Below are 18,016 nucleotides of genomic sequence, written 5' to 3'. Positions count from 1 at the left end.
CGGCGTCAGCGCAGGTCGAGCCGCATCAGGACCCGCGGGTGACCGGCAAGGACCGAGGTGGTGTCGGCGGCGTGGACGAACCCGGCGCGTTCGAAGTTCTTCCGCAGCCCGGCGTACGCCATGGTCAGGTCGACCTTGGCGTCCCCGTTGTCGAGGGGGTACGCCTCGATCGCCGGTGCGCCCTGGGCGCGGGCGAACTCGACCGCGCCCGCGATGAGGGCGTGCGAGATCCCCTGCTTCCGGTGCCCGGGGCGCACCCGGACGCACCAGAGCGACCAGACGGGCAGATCGTCGACGTGCGGGATCTTCCGGCTGTGCGCGAAGGCGGTGTCGGCCCGCGGCGCGACGGCGGCCCAGCCGACCGGTTCGTCGCCGTCGTAGGCGAGGACCCCAGGAGGGATCCGGCCGCGGCACAGCTCGGCGACGTACTCACCCCGCGCGGGCCCCCGCAGCTCGTTGTTGAGCTTGGACGGGATCCGGTAGCTCAGGCACCAGCAGACGTTGGCGTCCGGCGACTTCGGGCCGAGCACGGTGCGGACGTCCTCGAAGACCGAAGCCGGGCGTACGTCGATGGTCATGACTCCACGATGGCACGACGGGACGGTGATCCGACTTGCGCTTGCCGTGGCGTCAACTCCTACGGTCGTGTGTGGGCCGGAGAGACCGGCCCGGCGATGGGAGGAGACCGGTCATGGCCTGGTCGATCGCGGAGGTGGCCCGGATGTCCGGGGTGACGTCCCGGACGCTGCGGCACTACGACGAGATCGGCCTGCTGCCGCCCGCGTGGATCGGGAGCAACGGGCACCGCTACTACGAGGAGGCCGATCTGCTGCGGTTGCAGCAGATCCTGCTGATGCGGGAGCTGGACCTGGGACTGCGCGAGGTCCAGGCGGTCCTGGACAGCCAGGCCGACCGGGTGACCGTGCTGCGCGAGCACCACGAGCGGCTGCTGCGGGAGCGGAACCGGCTGGACACGCTGGTCCGCACGGTCGGGCGCACCATCGCCGATCTTGAGAAGGACGACACCATGACGAAGATCAACAGGCCGGAGAACCTCTTCGAGGGCTTCGCGCCCTCCCCCGACCAGGACGCCGAGGTCCGCGAGCGCTGGCCGGAGGCGTGGGAGGAGTCCCGGCCGGCCAGGGAGACGATGACGGCCGAGGACCAGGAGCGGTGGCAGCGGGAGGTGACGGCCCAGATGATCCGCTTCGCGGAGCTCATGACGTCCGGCACCCCGCCGACGGCCCCGTCGGTCCAGGCCGAGGTGGACACCCACTACGAGGGCGTCTGCCGCTTCTGGACCCCGACGGCGGAGGCGTACAAGGGCCTGGCCCAGACGTACGTCGAAGACCCGCGCTTCCGCGCGAACTTCGACAAGATCGCGGAAGGCCTGGCGGAGTACCAGCGCGACGCGATGCACGCGTACGCGGACGCCCGCCTGAGCTGAGCCGACCTGAACGGACGCTGGAGGGCTGCAGACTTCCGGCGCCAGGCCGCCGATTCGACGGCCCAACGCCCATCAGGCATACAACTACGTTGCCGAAGCACGGAAGAAGTCGGTGCGGATCCGACGGAAGCCGGTGTGCCCGGTTGCCTGCGCGTGCACCAGGCACCACAGCGCAGGCTCGCTCTCGACATCTGCTGCCCCGGATCCCTCCAAGCAAGTTGTGCACTCGGCCTCGGTGATGGGCCCAGTTCCCGTCCGGTCCTCGCCAAGTACCCAGGGCCACGAACAGACCCCCGTCGGAACCACGCGCCGATCAGCCGCCAACAGACTCTCCGCCCGTCACCTCAGTGACCAGCTCGGCCCACACGACCTTGCCGGGCCCCTGCCGATCAGAGACGCCCCACTTCTCCGACAGCACGTCCACCAGGGGGAGCCCCCATCCGCCCCCGGCACAGTCGTTCGGCAGCGCCATCATCGGCCGCTTCTCCGAGGCATCGTGCACCTCGATCCGCAGGATGCCCGGCAAAGCGGGCGAACCGTGTCTCGATCTCCCGGCCCGGGACCCGCCCGTGCCGAACGGCGTTGGTGAGCAGCTCGGACAGGACGAGCGACGCGCAATCAACGACACACCCCAGCCCCCAGTCCTCCAGAGCGCCGGACAACCGGCGCATCAACTGCTGCCGGTTCCATCAGCCACCTCCAGGGAAGCCCGCTGTCCTAGGACTACGGGCGCGCCTGAAGATGACAATGGCGCACAGTCCCAGGACTGTGGTGGACTGCAGTTGTTCGAGAGGAGCTGGCGTGGCACCCAAATGGCGGGAACTGGCCGACAGACTGGCCGAGCGCATCAGGAGCGGTGAGTACGCCGTCGGCCAGCGGCTTCCCCATATCCGGGACCTCGTGGAGGCGGGCGAAGGGTCGAAGTCCACGGTTCACGCGGCCTACAGAGCGCTGGAGGCCGAAGGCCTGGTGACCTCGTCCCGTGGGCATGGCACCGTCGTTCATTGCTGATCGCGTCGCCTCGGGACGCGCGTACCGACGTGGCGAGCAGACGCAGACGGTCAGCCGCGTGCCCGCGCCGGCCGCGGTAGCCGCGGCTCACGGACTGCCCGAGGGCGCCGACGTGTACGCCCGTGCTCGCGTCGTGAAGGAGGGCGATCAGCCGACGCATACCCTGACCAGCTACTACCGGCCCGAGCACGTCGAGGGGACACGCCTCGTCGACCCGACGCCCGGGCCCGCCGGCCGGGGCGGCGGTTTCCGCGTGCTCTACGACGCGGGGTACGAGATCGACCACATGCGCGAGGAGCTGTTCGCGCGGATCCCGACGCCCGAGGAGGCGACGCTGCTCCAACTGGCGCCCGGCGAATGGGTGGTCGAGCTCCACCGCACCACGTACACCGCTGACGGGACCGTCGTGGAGTTCGCCATCGGCGTCCACGCGGCGAGCCGCTTCTCATGGTCGTACGACTTCAAGGTCCCCGACTCGGCGCAGGCGCAGGAGGCGGCGGAGTGATCTCGGCACAGGCCTGGTCGGATGCCCAACTACTCTGGGACTTCCAGCAGATGCACCACCAGCCGCGCCCCTGCTCGGTCGGCATCGGGCTGGGCAGCCACGACCTGGGCGTGGCCGACGTGACGGTCGACCTGTACCGGCGCGGCATGTTCCCGCTCATCGTCTTCACCGGCGCCACCAGCCGCACAACCGCGGCCCGCATGCCTCGCGGCGAGGCGGAGCACTATCGTGAGCGAGCGCTGGAGTTGGGTGTGCCCGCGTCCGCCATCCTCGTCGAACCGAACGCGCGGAACACGGGCGAGAACATCCGCTTCTCGCGCGAACTCCTCGCGAAACAGGGCGTGGACGTCTCGTCCGTCCTCCTCGTAAGCAAGCCGTACGAGGAGCGGCGGGCCTATGCCACTGCTCGCAAGCTCTGGCCCGGCGTCGAGGTCGTCAGCGCATCCTCGCCAATGGCCCTCGCGGAGTACGTGGACTCGATCGGGGACGCCCGCCTCGTCCTCGACATGCTCGTAGGTGCACAGCAGCGGCTTCTGATCTACCCAGAGCAGGGTTTCATGGTGGCGCAGCCGGTCCCCGAGGCCGTCGGCGCGGCCTACGACCGCCTCCGTGCCGCCGGGTTCACCAGCCGTCTCGCCCCCACCCCGTAGCCACACGCGGAACATGGTGGTCGGCATCGGGATGATGTTGCAGACTGCGTCTCGAACTGTCGTGCACGACAAGGTGGGTGGGGAAACAGTGACGTTGGGACGCAGGCTCTTCCTGGGAAGCTTCACCGCGGGCGCGGTGACCGTGGCCGTCGGGGGGAGCGCCGCGAGTGCGAGTGCGGCGGCGGAGGGTGCGGAGGGGGTGACCACGACGTTCGACGGGCCCGTGACAGCCGAGAAGTTCTACACGAACGCCACCGCCGAGTCCGCGTTCTTCAAGACCACGTCGGCGACCGACCACACGGTGACCGTCTACCAGGCGGCCACCGCCGGTACCGGCGCGGCGCTGAACGTGGTGTCGGACAATCCGGGGACCTCGGCGATGTACCTGTCCGGTGCAGAGACCGGGCGCGGGACACTGAAGATCGCGCATCGGGGGTACGCGGACGGATCCGACAGGAACGCCGCCGCCCTCTCCATCGACCTCCAGACGTCCGGCACGGCGGCCCAGGGCATCTTCCTCACCGCGACCAACGGGCCGACGGCGGGGAACCTCGTCTCCCTGCGCAACAACGACGGCCTGGACGACTTCGTCGTCAAGGGCACCGGCCGTATCGGCGTCGGGATCGACCGCGCCGCCACCCCCCGCGCCCAGGTCCACATCGTCCAGCGGGCGGACGCACCGGCGGCCCTGCACGTCGAGGGCACGGTCCGCGTCGCCGACACTGCGGCCCCGCCGACCTTCATCGACTCGACGGGCGGCGGCGCGCTGTACGCCGTGGGCGGGGAGCTCATGTGGAGGGGCTCCAACGGCACGGTCACCCGCCTGGCCCCGGCCTGAGCAGCGCGTACGAGACGGAGGCAGGTATGCAGCTGACACCCGAGGAACTCGTGTCGGAGTTCCACGACGCCGTGATGGAGCTCTACTTCGCGAGGAAGCGGATCGTGGCCCTGGAGGCGGAGAACGGCGCGTTGAAGGCCCGTCTCGCGGCCGTCCTGCCGGAGAGCGAGGGGACGGAGAGCTGACCGTTCCGGCCGCTCAGTCGAGGCTCGCCCTGACCGCCCGTACCAGCGCCTGCGCTCGCGGGTCCGCCGTCACCGTCTTGCGCATGCCGTTCGTCACGTAGCCGAACGCGATCGACGACTCCGGGTCCGCGAAGGCCAGCGAGCCGCCGCGGCCCGGGTGGCCGAAGGAGGTGGGGCCGAGGAGGGGGGAGGCCGGGCCGTGGAGCATGTGGCCCAGGCCGAAGCGGGTGCCCACCATCAGGACGCGGTCCGGGCCCGCGGACTCCTCGGTGCGGGCCAGGGTGAGGGTCGCCGGGGCGAAGAGGCGGGGGCCGCCGTCGACCGGGCCGAGGGTCGAGGCGTAGAAGCGGGCGAGTGCGCGGGCGGTGGAGACGCCGGCCGAGCCCGGGAGTTCGGCGGTCCGGTACGCGGGGTCGTTCTCGTCCGGCTTCGGGTCGATCGCCCCGAAGGCGCGCCGGGTGAGGGAGTACGGGTCGCGGTACGCCTCGGTGACCGAGCGCTTGGGGCGGAGCCGGAGCGCGCCGCTGTCCGGCGGTTCGAGCTCCTCGACCGGTCCGAGGCGGCCGACGCGCGAGGCCTCGTCGGCCGGCAGGCCTATCCAGAGGTCGAGGCCGAGCGGGCGGGCGATCTCCTCGGCGACCCAGCGGCCGATGGTCCGCCCGGTCACCCGGTGGACCAGGCCGGAGAGCAGCCAGCTGAAGGTGTGCGCGTGGTAGCCGTGCGCCGTGCCCGGCTCCCAGACCGGCGCCTGCGCGGCGATCGCCGCCTGGGCGATCACCGGGTCGATCGCCTCGGCGAGCGTCAGCGGGCGGTCCAGGACCGGCACCCCGGCCCGGTGCGCGAGCAGCTGCCGTACCGTGACCCGCTCCTTGCCGGCCGTCTTGAACTCCGGCCAGTACGTGCCGACCGGCGCGTCCAGGTCGAGCTGGCCGCGCTGGTGGAGGAGGAGAGGGACGGCGGCGGCCACGCCCTTCGTCGCCGAGCGGACCACCTGGGCCGTGTCGATGGCCCAGGGGACCTGGCCGTCGACGTCGCGGGTCCCGGCCCACAGGTCGACGACCTTGACGCCGTCCCGGTAGACGGCGACCGCCGCGCCCCGCTCGCCCCGCTGCTCGAAGTTGCGCAGGAACGCGTCCCTGACCGGCTCGAACCCCGCCGCCACCGTGCCCCGGACGTCCACCTGAACCCACGCTTCCTCTCGTACGACCGATCCCCATGGTGCAACGCCCACGTCAGGGACCCGATTCCGGGGTCGGGAACCGGTCAGGCCACCGAGCTCGGCACGAAGCCGTACGGCAGTTCCAGGCGGTTCCTGGCCATGAGCTCCGTATCGGCGAGGACGTCCGCCGTGGGGCCGTCGCCCGCGATCACGCCCTCGCTGAGGATCACCGAGCGCGGGCAGAGCTCCAGCGCGTACGGCAGGTCATGGGTGACCATCAGGACGGTGACGTCGAGCGAGCGCAGGACGTCCGCGAGCTCGCGGCGCGAGGCCGGGTCGAGGTTGGAGGACGGCTCGTCCAGGACGAGGATCTCCGGCTCCATCGCGAGGACGGTCGCGACCGCCACGCGCCGCCGCTGACCGAACGACAGGTGGTGCGGGGGCCTGTCCGCGTACTCCGCCATGCCCACCCGCGCGAGGGCCTTGTGCACCACGGCCTCCAGCTCCGGCCCGCGCAGGCCCGCCGCGGCCGGGCCGAAGGCGACGTCCTCGCGGACGGTCGGCATGAACAGCTGGTCGTCCGGGTCCTGGAAGACGATCCCGACCCGGCGGCGGATCTCGGCCAGGTTCCGCTTCTCCACCGGCAGCCCGGCGACGGAGACCGTGCCCGCGCCGCCGGTCAGGATGCCGTTGAGGTGGAGGACGAGGGTGGTCTTCCCGGCGCCGTTGGGGCCGAGGAGCGCGACCCGCTCGCCGCGTCCGACGGTCAGGTCGACGCCGAAGAGCGCCTGGTGGCCGTCGGGGTAGGCGTACGCCAGGCCGCGTACGTCGAGAGATACGTCGAGAGAAGGAGTCGTCATCGGAAAGTCCATCCCAGGAGGCAGATCAGGAAGGCTGTGAGCGGCAGGAAAGCCGCCCGGAGCCACTCGGCGCGGGTCGCCGTCACCTCGTCGATGACCGGCATGGAGCCCGCGTACCCCCGGCTGACCATCGCGAGATGGACGCGCTCACCCCGCTCGTACGAGCGGATGAAGAGGGCGCCCGCGGACTTGGCGAGGACGCCCCAGTGGCGGACGCCCTTCGCCTCGAAGCCGCGCGAGCGGCGGGCGATGGACATCCGGCGCATCTCGTCGGTGATCACATCGCCGTACCGGATCATGAAGGAGGCGATCTGGACGAGGAGTGGCGGGAGCTTCAGCCGCTGGAGGCCGAGGAGCAGTTCGCGCAGTTCGGTCGTGGCGGCGAGGAGTACGGAGGCGGCGACGCCGAGGGTGCCCTTGGCGAGGACGTTCCAGGCGCCCCACAGGCCGGGGACGCTCACGGACACCCCGAGGACCTCCGTCTGCTCGCCCGGGACCACGAACGGCATCAGGAACGCGAACGCCACGAACGGGATCTCGATCAGGAGCCGGCGCAGGACAAAACCGGCCGGGATCCGGGCCGCAGCCGCCACGGCGCCGAGCAGCAGCGCGTAGGCGCCGAAGGCCCAGACCGCCTCGCGGGGCGTGGAGACCACGACCACCACGAAGGCGAGGACGCCGGCGAGCTTCGTGTGCGGGGGCAGCGCGTGGACCGGCGAGGTCCCCCGCCGGTACAGCTTGTGTGCGTGTCCCGCGCCCATGTCAGACCCGGGCGCCGGTCGTCTGCTTACGGCGGCGTACGGCCCAGAACGCGCCGGTGCCGACGGCGAGCGTCGCGCCGACGCCGATCACGCCCGCGAGGCCGCCGGAGAGCCGGGAGGTCTCGATGCCCTTGACGCCGTAGTCGGCGAGCGGGGAGCCGACCGCCGCGTGCTCCTCGACGTTCTTGTCGATGCCCTGGTCGGCGGCGACCTTCTCCAGGCCGTCCGGGCTGGCGGAGGCGTAGAAGGAGACGAAGCCCGCGAGGACGAACGCGGAGATCAGGCCGCCGATCCAGACCTTCTTCGGGGAGCGGGCCGGCGCGGCAGGGGCTGCCGGAGCGGCGTCGACCAGCTCGCCGTTCACGCGCAGCTTGAGCGGGGTGGTCAGGCCACGGGCGCCGTACACGAGGTCGGGGCGGACGGCGACGACCGCGCCGACGGTCAGCATGGTGATCGCCGCCTCGCCGATCCCGATGAGGGTGTGGACACCGACCATCGCGGTGAGCACCTTGGCGATCGGTACGTCGGTGGTGCCGCCGACCGCGTAGACCAGCGTGAACGCGGCGGCCGCGGCCGGTACGGAGACGAGGGCGGCCACGAAGGAGGCCACGGTCACCGATCGGCGGGTGCGCGGCAGGACCAGGACGAGGCCGCGGAAGAGCGCGTACGCGACGACGACCGTGACCACGCCCATGACGGTGACGTTCACGCCGAGCGCGGTGAGGCCGCCGTCCGCGAAGAGGATGCCCTGCATCAGCAGGACCACGGCGATGCAGAGCACACCGGTGTACGGCCCGACGAGTATCGCGGCGAGCGCGCCTCCGAGGAGGTGGCCGCTGGTCCCGGCCGCGACCGGGAAGTTCAGCATCTGCACGGCGAAGATGAACGCCGCGACCAGCCCGGCGAGCGGGGCCGCCCGCTCGTCCAGCTCGCGGCGCGCTCCGCGCAGACTGACGGCGACGGCGCCGGCGGCGACGACACCGGCGGCGGCCGATACGGGGGCGTTGATGAATCCGTCAGGTACATGCACGTCCTGAATAATGAACGTTCTTGCAAGTGACTTGCAAGAACGCATGGAGCACAGAAGGGCGGCGGCCCCGTGCACGCGCCCCAAAATATGGGACATTAGGGGATAAATAGACGAGTGTGAGGAGTGACTCGATGTCCCCCACCGCGGACGACCACGAAGTCGAGGATCACGCCAAAGGCCGGATCATCAGCGACGCCCCCCTCTCCCGCCCCGTCCCGGTCGCCCTGCGCTACGACCCCGACCTCACCCCCGCCACCGTGCGCTTCGTCTTCCCCGGCAACATCGAGTGGTCCTTCCCACGCGCCCTCCTCGAAACCGGCATGCGCGCCCCGACCCGCCGCGGCGACATCGGCGTCTGGCCGTGCGGGCGCGTCCAGACGGTCGTCGAGTTCCACACGGACGACGGGGTCGCGGTCGTCCAGTTCGACACGACCGCCCTGCTCCGCTTCCTCAGACACACCTACGCCGTCACCGCGTCGACCTCGACGCGATGACGGCGCAGGGCCGCGTCGGCTCCCCGTCCCCACGGGCTCCGGCGCGATCCGGGGCGTACTCCTCCGCTCAAGGAGCCGCCCGGGATCCGGGGCGTACCGCTCCGCTCAAGCGGCCGCCCCGGGGTTCATGAGGCTCAGACCTTCACGAGCTCGCGCTCCGGGTCCTGCGGGGTGGCCTGCGACTTCGCGAGCCCCTCGCCCTCCACGTCCACGTTCGGCAGCGCCCGGTCCAGCCACTTCGGCAGCCACCACGCCTTGTGGCCGAGCAGCGCGAGCACCGCCGGGACGATCGCCATGCGGACCACGAAGGCGTCGAAGAGGACGGCGACGGCGAGACCGAAGCCGATCATCTTGATCATCTGGTCGGTCATGCCGATGAAGCCGGAGAAGACCGCGATCATGATCACCGCGGCGGCGGTGACCACCCGGGCGCTGTGCCGGAAGCCGGTCACGATCGCCTCGCCGGGCCGCTCCCCGTGGACGTACGCCTCGCGCATCCGGGTGACGAGGAAGACCTCGTAGTCCATGGCGAGACCGAAGACCACACCCACCATGAAGATCGGCATCATCGACATGATCGGGCCGGTCTGCTCGACCCCGAACAGGGACCCGAGCCAGCCCCACTGGAAGACCGCGACGACCGCGCCGAGGGCCGCGACCACCGAGAGCAGGAAGCCGAGGGCCGCCTTCAGCGGGACGAGGACCGAGCGGAACACCACCATCAGGAGCAGGAAGGCGAGTCCGACGACCAGCGCCAGGTAGGGCACGAGCGCGTCGTTCATCTTCTGCGAGAAGTCGATGTTCATCGCCGTGGCACCGGTGACCAGGACGTTGTCGCCGGTCGCGTCGCGGATCTCGTGGACCAGGTCCTCGGTCTCCACGGAGGACGGGCGGTCCTTCGGGACGACCGTGATCATCGCGGTGTCGCCGGCCTTGTTCGGCGTCGGCGGGGTGACGGCCACGACACCATCCAGGCCCTTGATCTTCTCGGCGGTGGAGTCGGCGGCGGCCTTGTCCCCGTCGACGACGACCATCAGGGGCCCGTTGAACCCGGGGCCGAAGCCGTCCGACAGCAGGTCGTACGCCCGGCGCTCGGTGGTGGAGACGGGCTTGGCGCCGTCGTCCGGCAGACCCATCTCCAGGGAGGCGGCGGGCAGCGCGATCGCGCCGAGGCCGAGGACACCGACGAGCAGGACCATGACCGGGCGGCGGATGACGAACCGGGCCCAGCGGGTGCCCATGTTGGGCTTGCCGCCCTCGCTCTCGGCCTTCTTCCCCTGCCCCTTGCGCTCCTTGCGGCCCACGACCTTGGAGCCCGCGAAGCCGAGCAGCGCCGGGATCAGGGTGAGCGCGATCAGGACGGCGATCACGACCGTGCCGGCCGCCGCGAAGCCCATCTTCGTCAGCATCGGGATGTTGACGACGGCGAGACCGACCAGCGCGATGACGACGGTCAGACCGGCGAAGACGACGGCCGAGCCGGCCGTGCCGACCGCGCGGCCCGCGGCATCCTCGCGCTCGCGGCCCTCGGCGAGCTCCGCGCGGTAGCGGGAGACGATGAAGAGGGCGTAGTCGATGCCGACCGCGAGGCCGATCATCATCGCGAGGGTGGAGGTGGTGGAGCCGAGGTCGAGGACGTTCGCGAGCGCGGTGATCGTCGAGACGCCGATGCCGACGCCGACGATCGCGGTGAGCAGCGGAAGTCCGGCGGCGACCAGCGAGCCGAACGTCATGACCAGGACGATGCCCGCGATGACCACGCCGACGATCTCGCCCGCGCCGGTCTCCGGCATGGTCTGGAGCGCGTCACCGCCGATCTCGACGGTCAGCCCCTGTCCCTGCGCGTCGTGCCCGGTCTTCTCCAGGGCCGCGCGGGTCGCGTCCGTCAGCTCCATGCCGGAGACCTTGTAGCTGACGGAGACGTAGGCGGTCGAGCCGTCCTTCGAGACCGCCTGGGCGGTGTACGGGTCGGTGACCGAGGCGACCTCGTCGGAGCCGGACTTCAGCTCGCCGACGACGTCCTGGACCTTCGCCTTGTTGGCCGGGTCGGTCATCTTCTGGCCCTCGGGGGCCTTGAAGACGACGCGGGCGGTGGCCCCGTCGGCGTTGCCGCCGGGGAAGCGCTGCTCAAGGAGGTCGAAAGCCTTCTGGGCCTCGGTGCCGGGGATCGAGAAGGAGGAGGAAGTCGCGGCGGGCGCGGTGGCGGCGCCGACCCCGGCGAGCGCGAGGAGCGCCACCCAGAGGAGGGCGACGAGCCGTCGGCGCCGGAAGGCGGAGCGACCCAGCTTGTAGAGGAACGTGGCCACGGGGGCGTACTCCCGATTCGTGGTGGGACAGGGCATGGGGAGCCGGCCCGACGGCGTGAGCGGTGCGACGTCAGGTACTACCGAGCAGAAAGAGGGTCAGGCGCCGAGTGAGGGGAGCACGACGGCGTCGACGTAGGAGCTGAGGAAGGCGTGGTCGACCGGCTGATCGTCGATCAGCGGGCGGGCGATGAACGCTCCGATCAGCATGTGCGGTACGAGCTTCAGCGCCGGGTTGTCGGCGCGGACCTCGCCCCGCTCGACCGCTCGTCGCAGCACCTCGTCGAGTCCGGTCATCTCGGGTTCGATGAGCAGCTCGCGCAGTGCCTGCAGCAGGTCGGGGTTGTCGTGGACGGCATGGGCCAGACCCCGCATCAGCGCGGAGTCCTTCTCCATCTGGCAGTCGTCGGACCGATCCATCAGCGCGTGGAAGTCTCCGCGCAACGAGCCGGTGTCGATCTCGGCGAGACTGACGGGCTTGTTGTGGCGCATCGCCCTCGCGACGAGCTCGGGCTTGCTCCCCCACTGGCGGTAGAGGGTGGCCTTGCTGGAGCGGGTGCGGGCGGCGACGGCGTCCATGGTGAGGGCGTCGTAGCCGACCTCGCGCAGGAGGTCGAGCACGGCTTCGTACAGCTCGGCCTCACGCTCTGGGGTGAGCCTGCTGCGTGCCATGACCGGTTCTCCCTCGACGATGACGATGACGATCCGAACGAAACGGTTTCGTACAGTACGAAGGTACCCGGGAGCCCGGCGAAACGAAACCGTTTCGTACGTGTTCTGGCCCACACACCCGTACGAGTTGCCGCACCCCCTCCGCGCGGAAAGCATGAGGAGGTGAGTGACGACGCCGCGTATCTCCGCTTCCCGCACCTCCACGACGACCTGCTCTGCTTCGCCGCCGAGGACGACCTCTGGCTCGCGCCCCTGGTGCCCGACGGCCAGTCCCCCGGCCGCGCCTGGCGGGTCACGGTCGACCGGACCCGGGTCGGCCATCCCCGGTTCTCGCCCGACGGCAGCCACATCGCGTACACGACCTGGCGCAGTCTCGACCCCGAGATCCATCTCGCGCCCGTCGAGGGCGGCCCCTCACGGCGGCTCACCTACTGGGGCTCGACCGACACCCGGGTCTGCTCCTGGTCGCCGGACGGCGACATCCTCGCCGTCTCCTCGCACGGCCAGCCCTTCTCGTACTTCTCCTGGGCCTACACCGTCCCCACCGATGGCTCCCCCGGCGGCAGGATGCCCTGGGGCCCGGCCTCCCACATCGAGGTCGCCGATGTCGAGGGCGAGTCCGGGGTGGAGCGGCGCACGCTCCTCCTCACCGGAAAGCCGCCGCACGAGCCGGCCGCCTGGAAGCGGTACCGGGGCGGGGCCACCGGGCGGCTCTGGCTGCACGGGGAGCGGCTGCTGCCGGACATCGGCGGCCATCTCGACTCGCCGATGTTCGTGGCCGGCCGGATCGCGTTCCTCTCCGACCACGAGGGCGTCGGCAACCTCTACTCCTGCCTGCCCGACGGCACCGATCTGCGCCGCCACACGGACCACGACGCCTTCTACGCCCGGCACGCCTCCAGCGACGGGCGGCGGGTGGTCTACCAGTGCGCGGGCGACCTGTGGATCGTCGACGACCTGACCGTGCCCGACGCCGCCCCGCGCAAGCTGGAGGTACGGCTCGGGGGCCCGCGCGCCGGACGGCGCCGCTACCAGGTCCCGGCCGCCAACCACGTGGACGCGATCTCGGTCGACGAGACCGGGCGGGCGAGCGCCGTGTCGGTGCGCGGCAGCCTGTACTGGCTCACCCACCGCGACGGCCCGGCCCGCACGATCACGGACACCCCGGGAGTACGGGTGCGGCTGCCGGAGATGCTGGGCAGCGGCGACCAGGTCGCGTACGTCACCGACGCCGAGGGCGAGGACGCCATCGAGGTCGCGTACCTGCCGCGGGCCAGCGGGGACCGGGAGCCGCGCCGGCTGGCGATCGGCGAGCTCGGCCGGGTCGAGGAGATGATCTCGGACCCGGCCGGCGAGCGGCTCGCGATCGCCTCCAACGACGGCCGGCTGCTGCTGATCGACGCGACGGAGGCCTCCAACGGCGAAGTCACCGAGCTGATCCGCTCGGACAACGGGCCGGTCCGCGATCTCGCCTTCTCCCCCGACGGGACCTGGCTGACCTGGTCGCACCCGGGGATCGGCCGCTCGCTGCGGAAGATCAAGATGGCCCGGATCTCCGGTCCCGGCACCCCGACGATCGTCGAGGTCACCAACGGCCGCTTCGAGGACGAGAATCCGGTCTTCACCCGCGACGGCCGCTATCTCGCCTTCCTCTCCTGGCGCGGCTTCGACCCGGTGTACGACGTGCACACCGGCGACCTCTCCTTCCCGCTGGGCTGCCGCCCCTATCTCGTACCGCTCTCCTCCGCGACCCCCTCGCCCTTCGCGCTGCTGCCGGACGGCAGGCCGGCGGCGGGCGGGCTCGACCCGGCGGAGGCGGACACTGAGACCGCCGAGGGCATGACGATCGTGGAGGTGGAGGGGCTCGCCGACCGTGTCACCCCCATCCCGGTCGCCGCGTCCAAGTACTCGGGGCTGCGCCCGGTCAGCGGCGGCGGGCTCGTCTGGCTGCGCTGGCCGATCTCCGGCGCGCTCGGCGAGACGTTCGCCAACCCGGCCGACATGACGGGCCGACCGACGCTGGAGCACTTCACCATCACCAAGGCGCGGAAGACCGAACTGGTCCAGCACCTCGACTGGTTCGCCGTCAGCGGCGACGGTTCGCGGCTCGTCGTGGTCGACGAGGGCGAGCTGCGGGCGGTGCCGTCGACGGAGACCGGGGACAGCGACTCGACCGTCTACATCGACCTGCGGCGGATCCTGCACGAGGTCGACCCGGAGGCGGAGTGGCGCCAGGCGTACGACGAGGCGGGCCGCATCGTCCGCGCGTACTTCTGGGAGCCGGGCATGTGCGGCGTCGACTGGACGGCGGTACTGGACCAGTACCGTCCGCTCGTCGAACGGGTCGCGTCCCCCGACGAGTTCGCCGATCTGCTGCGCGAGGTCATGGGCGAGCTGGGCACCTCGCACGCGTACGTGACGCCCGCACGGCGCAACGAGGGACCGCCGCACTACCAGCGGCCGATGGGCCTGCTCGGCGCCAACCTCGTTCCCCGGGACGGCCGTTGGATGGTCAAGCGGATCCTGCCCGGCGACTCCTCGGACTCCAAGGCGCGCTCGCCGCTCGCGGGCACCGGCATCCGGGAGGGCGCGGTCCTCACCCATGTGGACGGGCGTCCGGTGGACCCGGTGACCGGCCCGTATCCGCTGCTGGCCTCCTCGGGCGGCACGACGGTCGAGCTGACGTTCGAGCCGGCGGAGGGCGAGGGGCGCGCGCGCCGGGTCGCGATCGTGCCGCTGATCGACGAACGGCCGCTGCGCTACCAGGACTGGGTGGCGAAGCGGCGCGCGGTGGTACGGGAGGTCAGCGGCGGCAAGTGCGGGTACCTGCACATCCCGGACATGGGCGGTTCGGGCTGGGCGCAGTTCAACCGGGACCTGCGGATGGAGGTCTCGCGGCCGGCCCTGATCGTGGACGTGCGCGGCAACGCGGGCGGTCACATCAGTGAGCTGGTGGTGGAGACGCTCACCCGGAAGATCCTGGGCTGGGACCTGACGCGTAACGCCCAGCCCGTCTCGTACGCCTCGAACGCCCCGCGCGGCCCGGTCGTCGCGCTCGCGGACGAGGCCACGTCCTCGGACGGCGACATGATCACGGCCGCGTTCAAGCTGCTCGGGCTCGGGCCGGTGGTGGGTCAGCGGACGTGGGGCGGTGTGGTCGGCATGACGGGGCGGCACCGGCTGGGCGACGGCACGCAGATCACGGTGCCGATGAACGCGGCCTGGTTCCCCGAGTACGGCTGGTCCGTCGAGAACCGGGGCGTGGACCCGGACCTGGCCATCATGCGCACGCCACTGGACTGGGCCGAGGGCCGGCACGCCCAGCTGGACGACGCGGTCGAGGTGGCGCTCTCCCTGCTCGCGGAGACCCCGGCGGCGACCCCACCGGGCTACGCCGACGTCCCGGACCGCTCCCGCCCGAAGCTCCCGCCGAGGTCCGACTCATAGGCGGTGCCGGGTTCGTCCCCGTCGAGGACGACATCCCCCACGGGCACGAACCCGGTCCGCGCGAGCACAGCCCTCGACCCGCCGTTCGCGAGGGCCGCGCAGGCCCGGAGCCGCCGCAGCCCGTACGCGGTGACCGCGAGCCGGCAGAGCGCCCGCACCCCGGCCGTGGCCACCCCTCGCCCGGCGGCCTTCTCGGCGACGCGGAACCCCAACTCGGCCTCCCCATCGGCCACATCGACGAGATTGAACCGCCCGAGGATCTCCCCGCCGTCCCCGACGAGCATGTGGAAGAGGATCTCCCCGGCTTCCTGCGCGTCGAGCAACTCCTGATGCCGCGCCGCGAACTCCTCGAAGTACGCGTCCCCGCGATCGGGCACATGGGCGGCGAAGTACGCCCGGTTCTCCCGCTCGAACGCGAGAAGCGCGGGCGCGTGGTCGGCTCGGAGCAGCTGCAGTTCGGGCATGGTCGTCACCGTAGATCGTGGTCCGCACACGCGGAAGGCGCACCCGGCGTCCCGGGTGCGCCTTCTCGTACGGGACCTCAGAGGTTCCCGTGGACAGACGTCAGGCGTCGTAGTCCATGTCGAGGCGTTCCTGGTCCTCCTGCTGGGCCCGGCGCTGCTGCTCCTCCGGGGAGGGGCGGCCCTTGGCCCGGGAGGCGCGCTGGGACGCTTCTTCGCGCGCGCCCATCTTCTGCTTCGCCTGCTCAGCGGCCTGCTTCGCCTTCTCGGCGGCCTGCTTCGTCTTGTCCTTGAACTGGTCTTGCATGCCCATGAAGGTTCACTCCTAGAAGGGTGAGAGGGGAACGGGGCTGCTCGCCCCTTGGGCCTCGACCAGCGTGGCACGGGCGGACACTCTGCGCATTTCGATCAGATACGCTCCGTACGCGTCCGCTCGTCGGCCGCCCCGCCCGCCCCGACCAGCCCCTTGGAGACACCGGCCAGACGGGGTTCGAAGCGCTTCATCTCCCGTTGGCCCACCGTGGCGATGACCCCCGGCAGGTAGCCCCGCGTGGACTGCATCCCGCGCAGCCACCATTGGGCGTACACATGGGCCGAGCGCCGCTCGATGCCCGCCACGATCCGGTCCACGGCCGGGCCCAGCGGGTACGTACGGTTCGACGGCCACGGCAGCCGCTGCCGCAGCTCCTTCATCACGTCGTCCTGGTCCGCGCCCCGCACCATGTCCGTGTCGGTCCAGGACAGATAGCCGACGCCGACCTTCACGCCCTTGTAGCCGACCTCGGCCCGCAGGCTGTGCGCGAAAGCCTCCACGCCCGACTTGGACGCGCAGTACGCCGTCATCATCGGCGCCGGGGTCATCGCCGCGAGCGAGGCGATCTGGAGGAAGTAGCCGCGGGACTCCATCAGGACCGGCAGGAACGCCCGTCCGGTCACCGCCCCGCCGATCAGGTTGACCTCGATGACGCGCCGCCAGGCGACCGGGTCGGAGTCCACGAACGGACCGCCCGCCGCGACACCCGCGTTGGCGACCACGATGTCGACCTTGCCGAAGCGCTCCTTGACCTCGGCGGCCACCCGGGCCATCGCCTCGTGGTCGGTGACGTCCGCGTGCCACCAGTCCGCCTCGGTGTGCAGCCGGCCGGCGACCTGCTTCAGCTCCTCCGGCTCCAGACCCACCAGCGCGAGCTTCGCACCGCGCGCGGAGAGCTTGCGGGCGAGGAGTTCGCCGACCCCGCGGGCCGCTCCGGTGACGACCGCGACCTGGCCCTCCAGGCTCACCCTGCTCATGCGTCCTCCTTCATTTCGATGTGGGTTCCGGCGTGCGTTCCGATGTGGGTTCCGATGTGGGTTCCGACGAGTTCCCTGATCCGGGCCGTCACCGCCTCCGGTGCCTCCACCGGCGTCATGTGGCCCATCCCCGCCAGCTCCTCAAGACCCACGCACTGGGGCAGCGCCGCCGCCAGGCCGCGGGAGTGCACGGGCGGGGTGAGCCGGTCGGCCGTGCCGACGAGCACGGCCACGGGCAGCTCCAACTCCCGTACGCCCGCGTCGAGATCGAGCTCCGCGAGCACCCGCGACCAGGCCACCCGCGCGCGGCGCGGGCAGGCGTGCACGATCCGGGCGCAGGCGTCGACACGCCCGGGCGCCGAACCCGGGCCCATCGTCGCGTACTTGAGGATCCTGCGGGAGAGCGGAGTGACCGGGCCGAGCGGTGCCCTCGCTCCCAGGATCCCCTTCGTCAGCCGCGTCCGCAGCCCGCCCGCCCGCAGCGGTACGACGAGGGCCTCGGCCACCAGTCGGGACGGCCCGGTCGAGCAGAGCAGCGCGGCGGCCGCGTGCTCCCGGAACGCGGGGCGCGCCGCGGCCGCCATCAGCGTCATGCCGCCCATGGAGTGCCCGGCCAGGACCGCCCGCTCGCCGGGGCCGAGGGTCGCGGCGAGCACCGCCTCCAGGTCGTCGGCGAGCGCCCGCGTCGAGTAGCCGGAGGGGCCGGCCATGGCGGGGGTGCGGCCGTGGCCGCGCTGGTCGTAGGCGATGACCTTGTGGTCGCGGGAGAGGTCCCGTATCTGCTCGGCCCAGAAGGCGGTCGAGCAGGTCCAGCCATGGGCCAGGACGACGGCCGGCGCGCCCTCGGGGCCGTACACCTCGACGTGGATCCGCGAGCCGTCGGCCGAGACGGCGGTGATCATA

At 71.6% G+C, this 18,016-nt stretch carries 19 protein-coding genes and 1 pseudogene; 7 read left to right on the top strand and 13 right to left on the bottom strand.

Translation table 11 applies throughout. The features are described 5' to 3' along the window. Positions 1-5: 5 nt before the first annotated feature. Entirely contained in the window at positions 6-578 is a 573-nt protein-coding gene (locus tag ACZ4VI_RS17615) for a GNAT family N-acetyltransferase (RefSeq protein ID WP_468000101.1), read from the bottom strand. A 113-nt stretch (positions 579-691) separates the two neighbouring features. On the opposite strand from ACZ4VI_RS17615, the gene ACZ4VI_RS17610 reads away from it, so the two are divergent. Next, positions 692-1,447 carry a MerR family transcriptional regulator gene (locus ACZ4VI_RS17610; protein ID WP_468000100.1) on the top strand — a complete coding sequence of 252 codons (756 nt, stop codon included), beginning with the start codon at positions 692-694 and terminating at the stop codon, positions 1,445-1,447. A gap of 84 nt (positions 1,448-1,531) precedes the next feature. Here ACZ4VI_RS17610 and ACZ4VI_RS17605 read toward each other — a convergent pair whose 3' ends face one another. Together ACZ4VI_RS17605 and ACZ4VI_RS17600 are read right to left on the bottom strand one after the other, a co-directional pair. After that, positions 1,532-1,753: a DUF7848 domain-containing protein gene (locus ACZ4VI_RS17605; protein WP_468000314.1), complete on the bottom strand. Its 222-nt coding sequence runs from the start codon at positions 1,751-1,753 to the stop codon at positions 1,532-1,534. Between the two features lie 7 nt (positions 1,754-1,760). Further along, on the bottom strand, positions 1,761-1,973 hold the full coding sequence (locus tag ACZ4VI_RS17600) for an ATP-binding protein (RefSeq protein ID WP_468000099.1): 213 nt from the start codon (positions 1,971-1,973) through the stop codon (positions 1,761-1,763). A gap of 275 nt (positions 1,974-2,248) precedes the next feature. Between ACZ4VI_RS17600 and ACZ4VI_RS17595 the strand changes: the two are divergent. From ACZ4VI_RS17595 to ACZ4VI_RS17580, 4 genes and pseudogenes are all read left to right on the top strand, one after another. Further along, positions 2,249-2,963, top strand: a pseudogene (locus tag ACZ4VI_RS17595) (GntR family transcriptional regulator). After that, complete coding sequence (locus ACZ4VI_RS17590) at positions 2,960-3,613, top strand: YdcF family protein (RefSeq protein WP_468000098.1); 654 nt, start codon at positions 2,960-2,962, stop codon at positions 3,611-3,613. Before ACZ4VI_RS17595 ends, ACZ4VI_RS17590 begins: the two are co-directional and overlap by 4 nt. Positions 3,614-3,644: 31 nt before the next feature. Further along, positions 3,645-4,451: a hyaluronoglucosaminidase gene (locus tag ACZ4VI_RS17585; protein ID WP_468000097.1), complete on the top strand. Its 807-nt coding sequence runs from the start codon at positions 3,645-3,647 to the stop codon at positions 4,449-4,451. Positions 4,452-4,477: 26 nt separating this feature from the next. Then, a complete protein-coding gene (locus tag ACZ4VI_RS17580) occupies positions 4,478-4,636 on the top strand; it encodes a hypothetical protein (RefSeq protein ID WP_468000096.1) in 159 nt (52 codons plus the stop codon). A gap of 13 nt (positions 4,637-4,649) precedes the next feature. Here the strand turns inward: ACZ4VI_RS17580 and ACZ4VI_RS17575 are convergent, their stop codons facing one another. The 4 genes from ACZ4VI_RS17575 to ACZ4VI_RS17560 all read right to left on the bottom strand — a co-directional run bounded on the left by ACZ4VI_RS17575 (position 4,650) and on the right by ACZ4VI_RS17560 (position 8,446). After that, positions 4,650-5,816 (bottom strand): serine hydrolase domain-containing protein, encoded by a 1,167-nt coding sequence (locus ACZ4VI_RS17575; protein ID WP_468000095.1) that lies wholly within the window; start codon positions 5,814-5,816, stop codon positions 4,650-4,652. An 83-nt stretch (positions 5,817-5,899) separates the two neighbouring features. Continuing rightward, positions 5,900-6,655, bottom strand: coding sequence for an energy-coupling factor ABC transporter ATP-binding protein (locus tag ACZ4VI_RS17570; RefSeq protein ID WP_468000094.1), 756 nt, complete (start codon positions 6,653-6,655; stop codon positions 5,900-5,902). Further along, positions 6,652-7,416 carry a cobalt ECF transporter T component CbiQ gene (cbiQ, locus tag ACZ4VI_RS17565; protein ID WP_468000093.1) on the bottom strand — a complete coding sequence of 255 codons (765 nt, stop codon included), beginning with the start codon at positions 7,414-7,416 and terminating at the stop codon, positions 6,652-6,654. The genes ACZ4VI_RS17570 and cbiQ overlap by 4 nt, the downstream gene beginning before the upstream one ends. Before the next feature lies 1 nt (position 7,417). Then, on the bottom strand, positions 7,418-8,446 hold the full coding sequence (locus tag ACZ4VI_RS17560; RefSeq protein WP_468000092.1) for an energy-coupling factor ABC transporter permease: 1,029 nt from the start codon (positions 8,444-8,446) through the stop codon (positions 7,418-7,420). Between the two features lie 131 nt (positions 8,447-8,577). Here ACZ4VI_RS17560 and ACZ4VI_RS17555 point away from each other — a divergent pair, with 131 nt between their 5' ends. Beyond that, positions 8,578-8,940 carry an SsgA family sporulation/cell division regulator gene (locus ACZ4VI_RS17555; protein WP_468000091.1) on the top strand — a complete coding sequence of 121 codons (363 nt, stop codon included), beginning with the start codon at positions 8,578-8,580 and terminating at the stop codon, positions 8,938-8,940. Positions 8,941-9,074: 134 nt separating this feature from the next. Here the strand turns inward: ACZ4VI_RS17555 and ACZ4VI_RS17550 are convergent, their stop codons facing one another. Beyond that, positions 9,075-11,246: an MMPL family transporter gene (locus ACZ4VI_RS17550; RefSeq protein WP_468000090.1), complete on the bottom strand. Its 2,172-nt coding sequence runs from the start codon at positions 11,244-11,246 to the stop codon at positions 9,075-9,077. Between the two features lie 96 nt (positions 11,247-11,342). Further along, a complete protein-coding gene (locus tag ACZ4VI_RS17545; RefSeq protein ID WP_468000089.1) occupies positions 11,343-11,915 on the bottom strand; it encodes a TetR/AcrR family transcriptional regulator in 573 nt (190 codons plus the stop codon). 162 nt (positions 11,916-12,077) lie between these two features. Between ACZ4VI_RS17545 and ACZ4VI_RS17540 the strand changes: the two genes are divergently transcribed. After that, positions 12,078-15,362, top strand: a complete 3,285-nt coding sequence (locus ACZ4VI_RS17540; RefSeq protein WP_468000088.1) for a S41 family peptidase — start codon at positions 12,078-12,080, stop codon at positions 15,360-15,362. On the opposite strand, the gene ACZ4VI_RS17535 is transcribed toward ACZ4VI_RS17540, so the two are convergent. The 4 genes from ACZ4VI_RS17535 to ACZ4VI_RS17520 all read right to left on the bottom strand — a co-directional run bounded on the left by ACZ4VI_RS17535 (position 15,305) and on the right by ACZ4VI_RS17520 (position 18,015). Continuing rightward, complete coding sequence (locus ACZ4VI_RS17535; RefSeq protein WP_468000087.1) at positions 15,305-15,826, bottom strand: GNAT family N-acetyltransferase; 522 nt, start codon at positions 15,824-15,826, stop codon at positions 15,305-15,307. The two genes, ACZ4VI_RS17540 and ACZ4VI_RS17535, sit on opposite strands and share 58 nt — an antisense overlap. 100 nt (positions 15,827-15,926) lie before the next feature. Further along, entirely contained in the window at positions 15,927-16,136 is a 210-nt protein-coding gene (locus ACZ4VI_RS17530; RefSeq protein ID WP_468000086.1) for a hypothetical protein, read from the bottom strand. Positions 16,137-16,231: 95 nt separating this feature from the next. Further along, positions 16,232-17,113: an SDR family oxidoreductase gene (locus ACZ4VI_RS17525; RefSeq protein ID WP_468000085.1), complete on the bottom strand. Its 882-nt coding sequence runs from the start codon at positions 17,111-17,113 to the stop codon at positions 16,232-16,234. Further along, complete coding sequence (locus tag ACZ4VI_RS17520; RefSeq protein WP_468000312.1) at positions 17,110-18,015, bottom strand: alpha/beta fold hydrolase; 906 nt, start codon at positions 18,013-18,015, stop codon at positions 17,110-17,112. Before ACZ4VI_RS17520 ends, ACZ4VI_RS17525 begins: the two co-directional genes overlap by 4 nt. Position 18,016 lies beyond the last annotated feature (1 nt).

It is taken from the genome of Streptomyces sp. NPDC029169, assembly GCF_055563935.1.
This window is presented reverse-complemented; position numbering and strand designations above follow the sequence as displayed.

What these genes read in the sequence shown, in the direction of transcription:
- ACZ4VI_RS17525 (WP_468000085.1), bottom strand. Translation starts at nt 17,113, where the DNA reads ATGAGCAGGGTGAGCCTGGAGGGCCAGGTCGCGGTCGTCACCGGAGCG.
- ACZ4VI_RS17545 (WP_468000089.1), bottom strand. Translation starts at nt 11,915, where the DNA reads ATGGCACGCAGCAGGCTCACCCCAGAGCGTGAGGCCGAGCTGTACGAA.
- ACZ4VI_RS17570 (WP_468000094.1), bottom strand. Translation starts at nt 6,655, where the DNA reads ATGACGACTCCTTCTCTCGACGTATCTCTCGACGTACGCGGCCTGGCG.
- ACZ4VI_RS17530 (WP_468000086.1), bottom strand. Translation starts at nt 16,136, where the DNA reads ATGGGCATGCAAGACCAGTTCAAGGACAAGACGAAGCAGGCCGCCGAG.
- ACZ4VI_RS17610 (WP_468000100.1), top strand. Translation starts at nt 692, where the DNA reads ATGGCCTGGTCGATCGCGGAGGTGGCCCGGATGTCCGGGGTGACGTCC.
- ACZ4VI_RS17520 (WP_468000312.1), bottom strand. Translation starts at nt 18,015, where the DNA reads ATGATCACCGCCGTCTCGGCCGACGGCTCGCGGATCCACGTCGAGGTG.
- ACZ4VI_RS17585 (WP_468000097.1), top strand. Translation starts at nt 3,645, where the DNA reads ATGATGTTGCAGACTGCGTCTCGAACTGTCGTGCACGACAAGGTGGGT.
- ACZ4VI_RS17535 (WP_468000087.1), bottom strand. Translation starts at nt 15,826, where the DNA reads ATGCCCGAACTGCAGCTGCTCCGAGCCGACCACGCGCCCGCGCTTCTC.
- ACZ4VI_RS17580 (WP_468000096.1), top strand. Translation starts at nt 4,478, where the DNA reads ATGCAGCTGACACCCGAGGAACTCGTGTCGGAGTTCCACGACGCCGTG.
- cbiQ (WP_468000093.1), bottom strand. Translation starts at nt 7,416, where the DNA reads ATGGGCGCGGGACACGCACACAAGCTGTACCGGCGGGGGACCTCGCCG.
- ACZ4VI_RS17555 (WP_468000091.1), top strand. Translation starts at nt 8,578, where the DNA reads ATGTCCCCCACCGCGGACGACCACGAAGTCGAGGATCACGCCAAAGGC.
- ACZ4VI_RS17615 (WP_468000101.1), bottom strand. Translation starts at nt 578, where the DNA reads ATGACCATCGACGTACGCCCGGCTTCGGTCTTCGAGGACGTCCGCACC.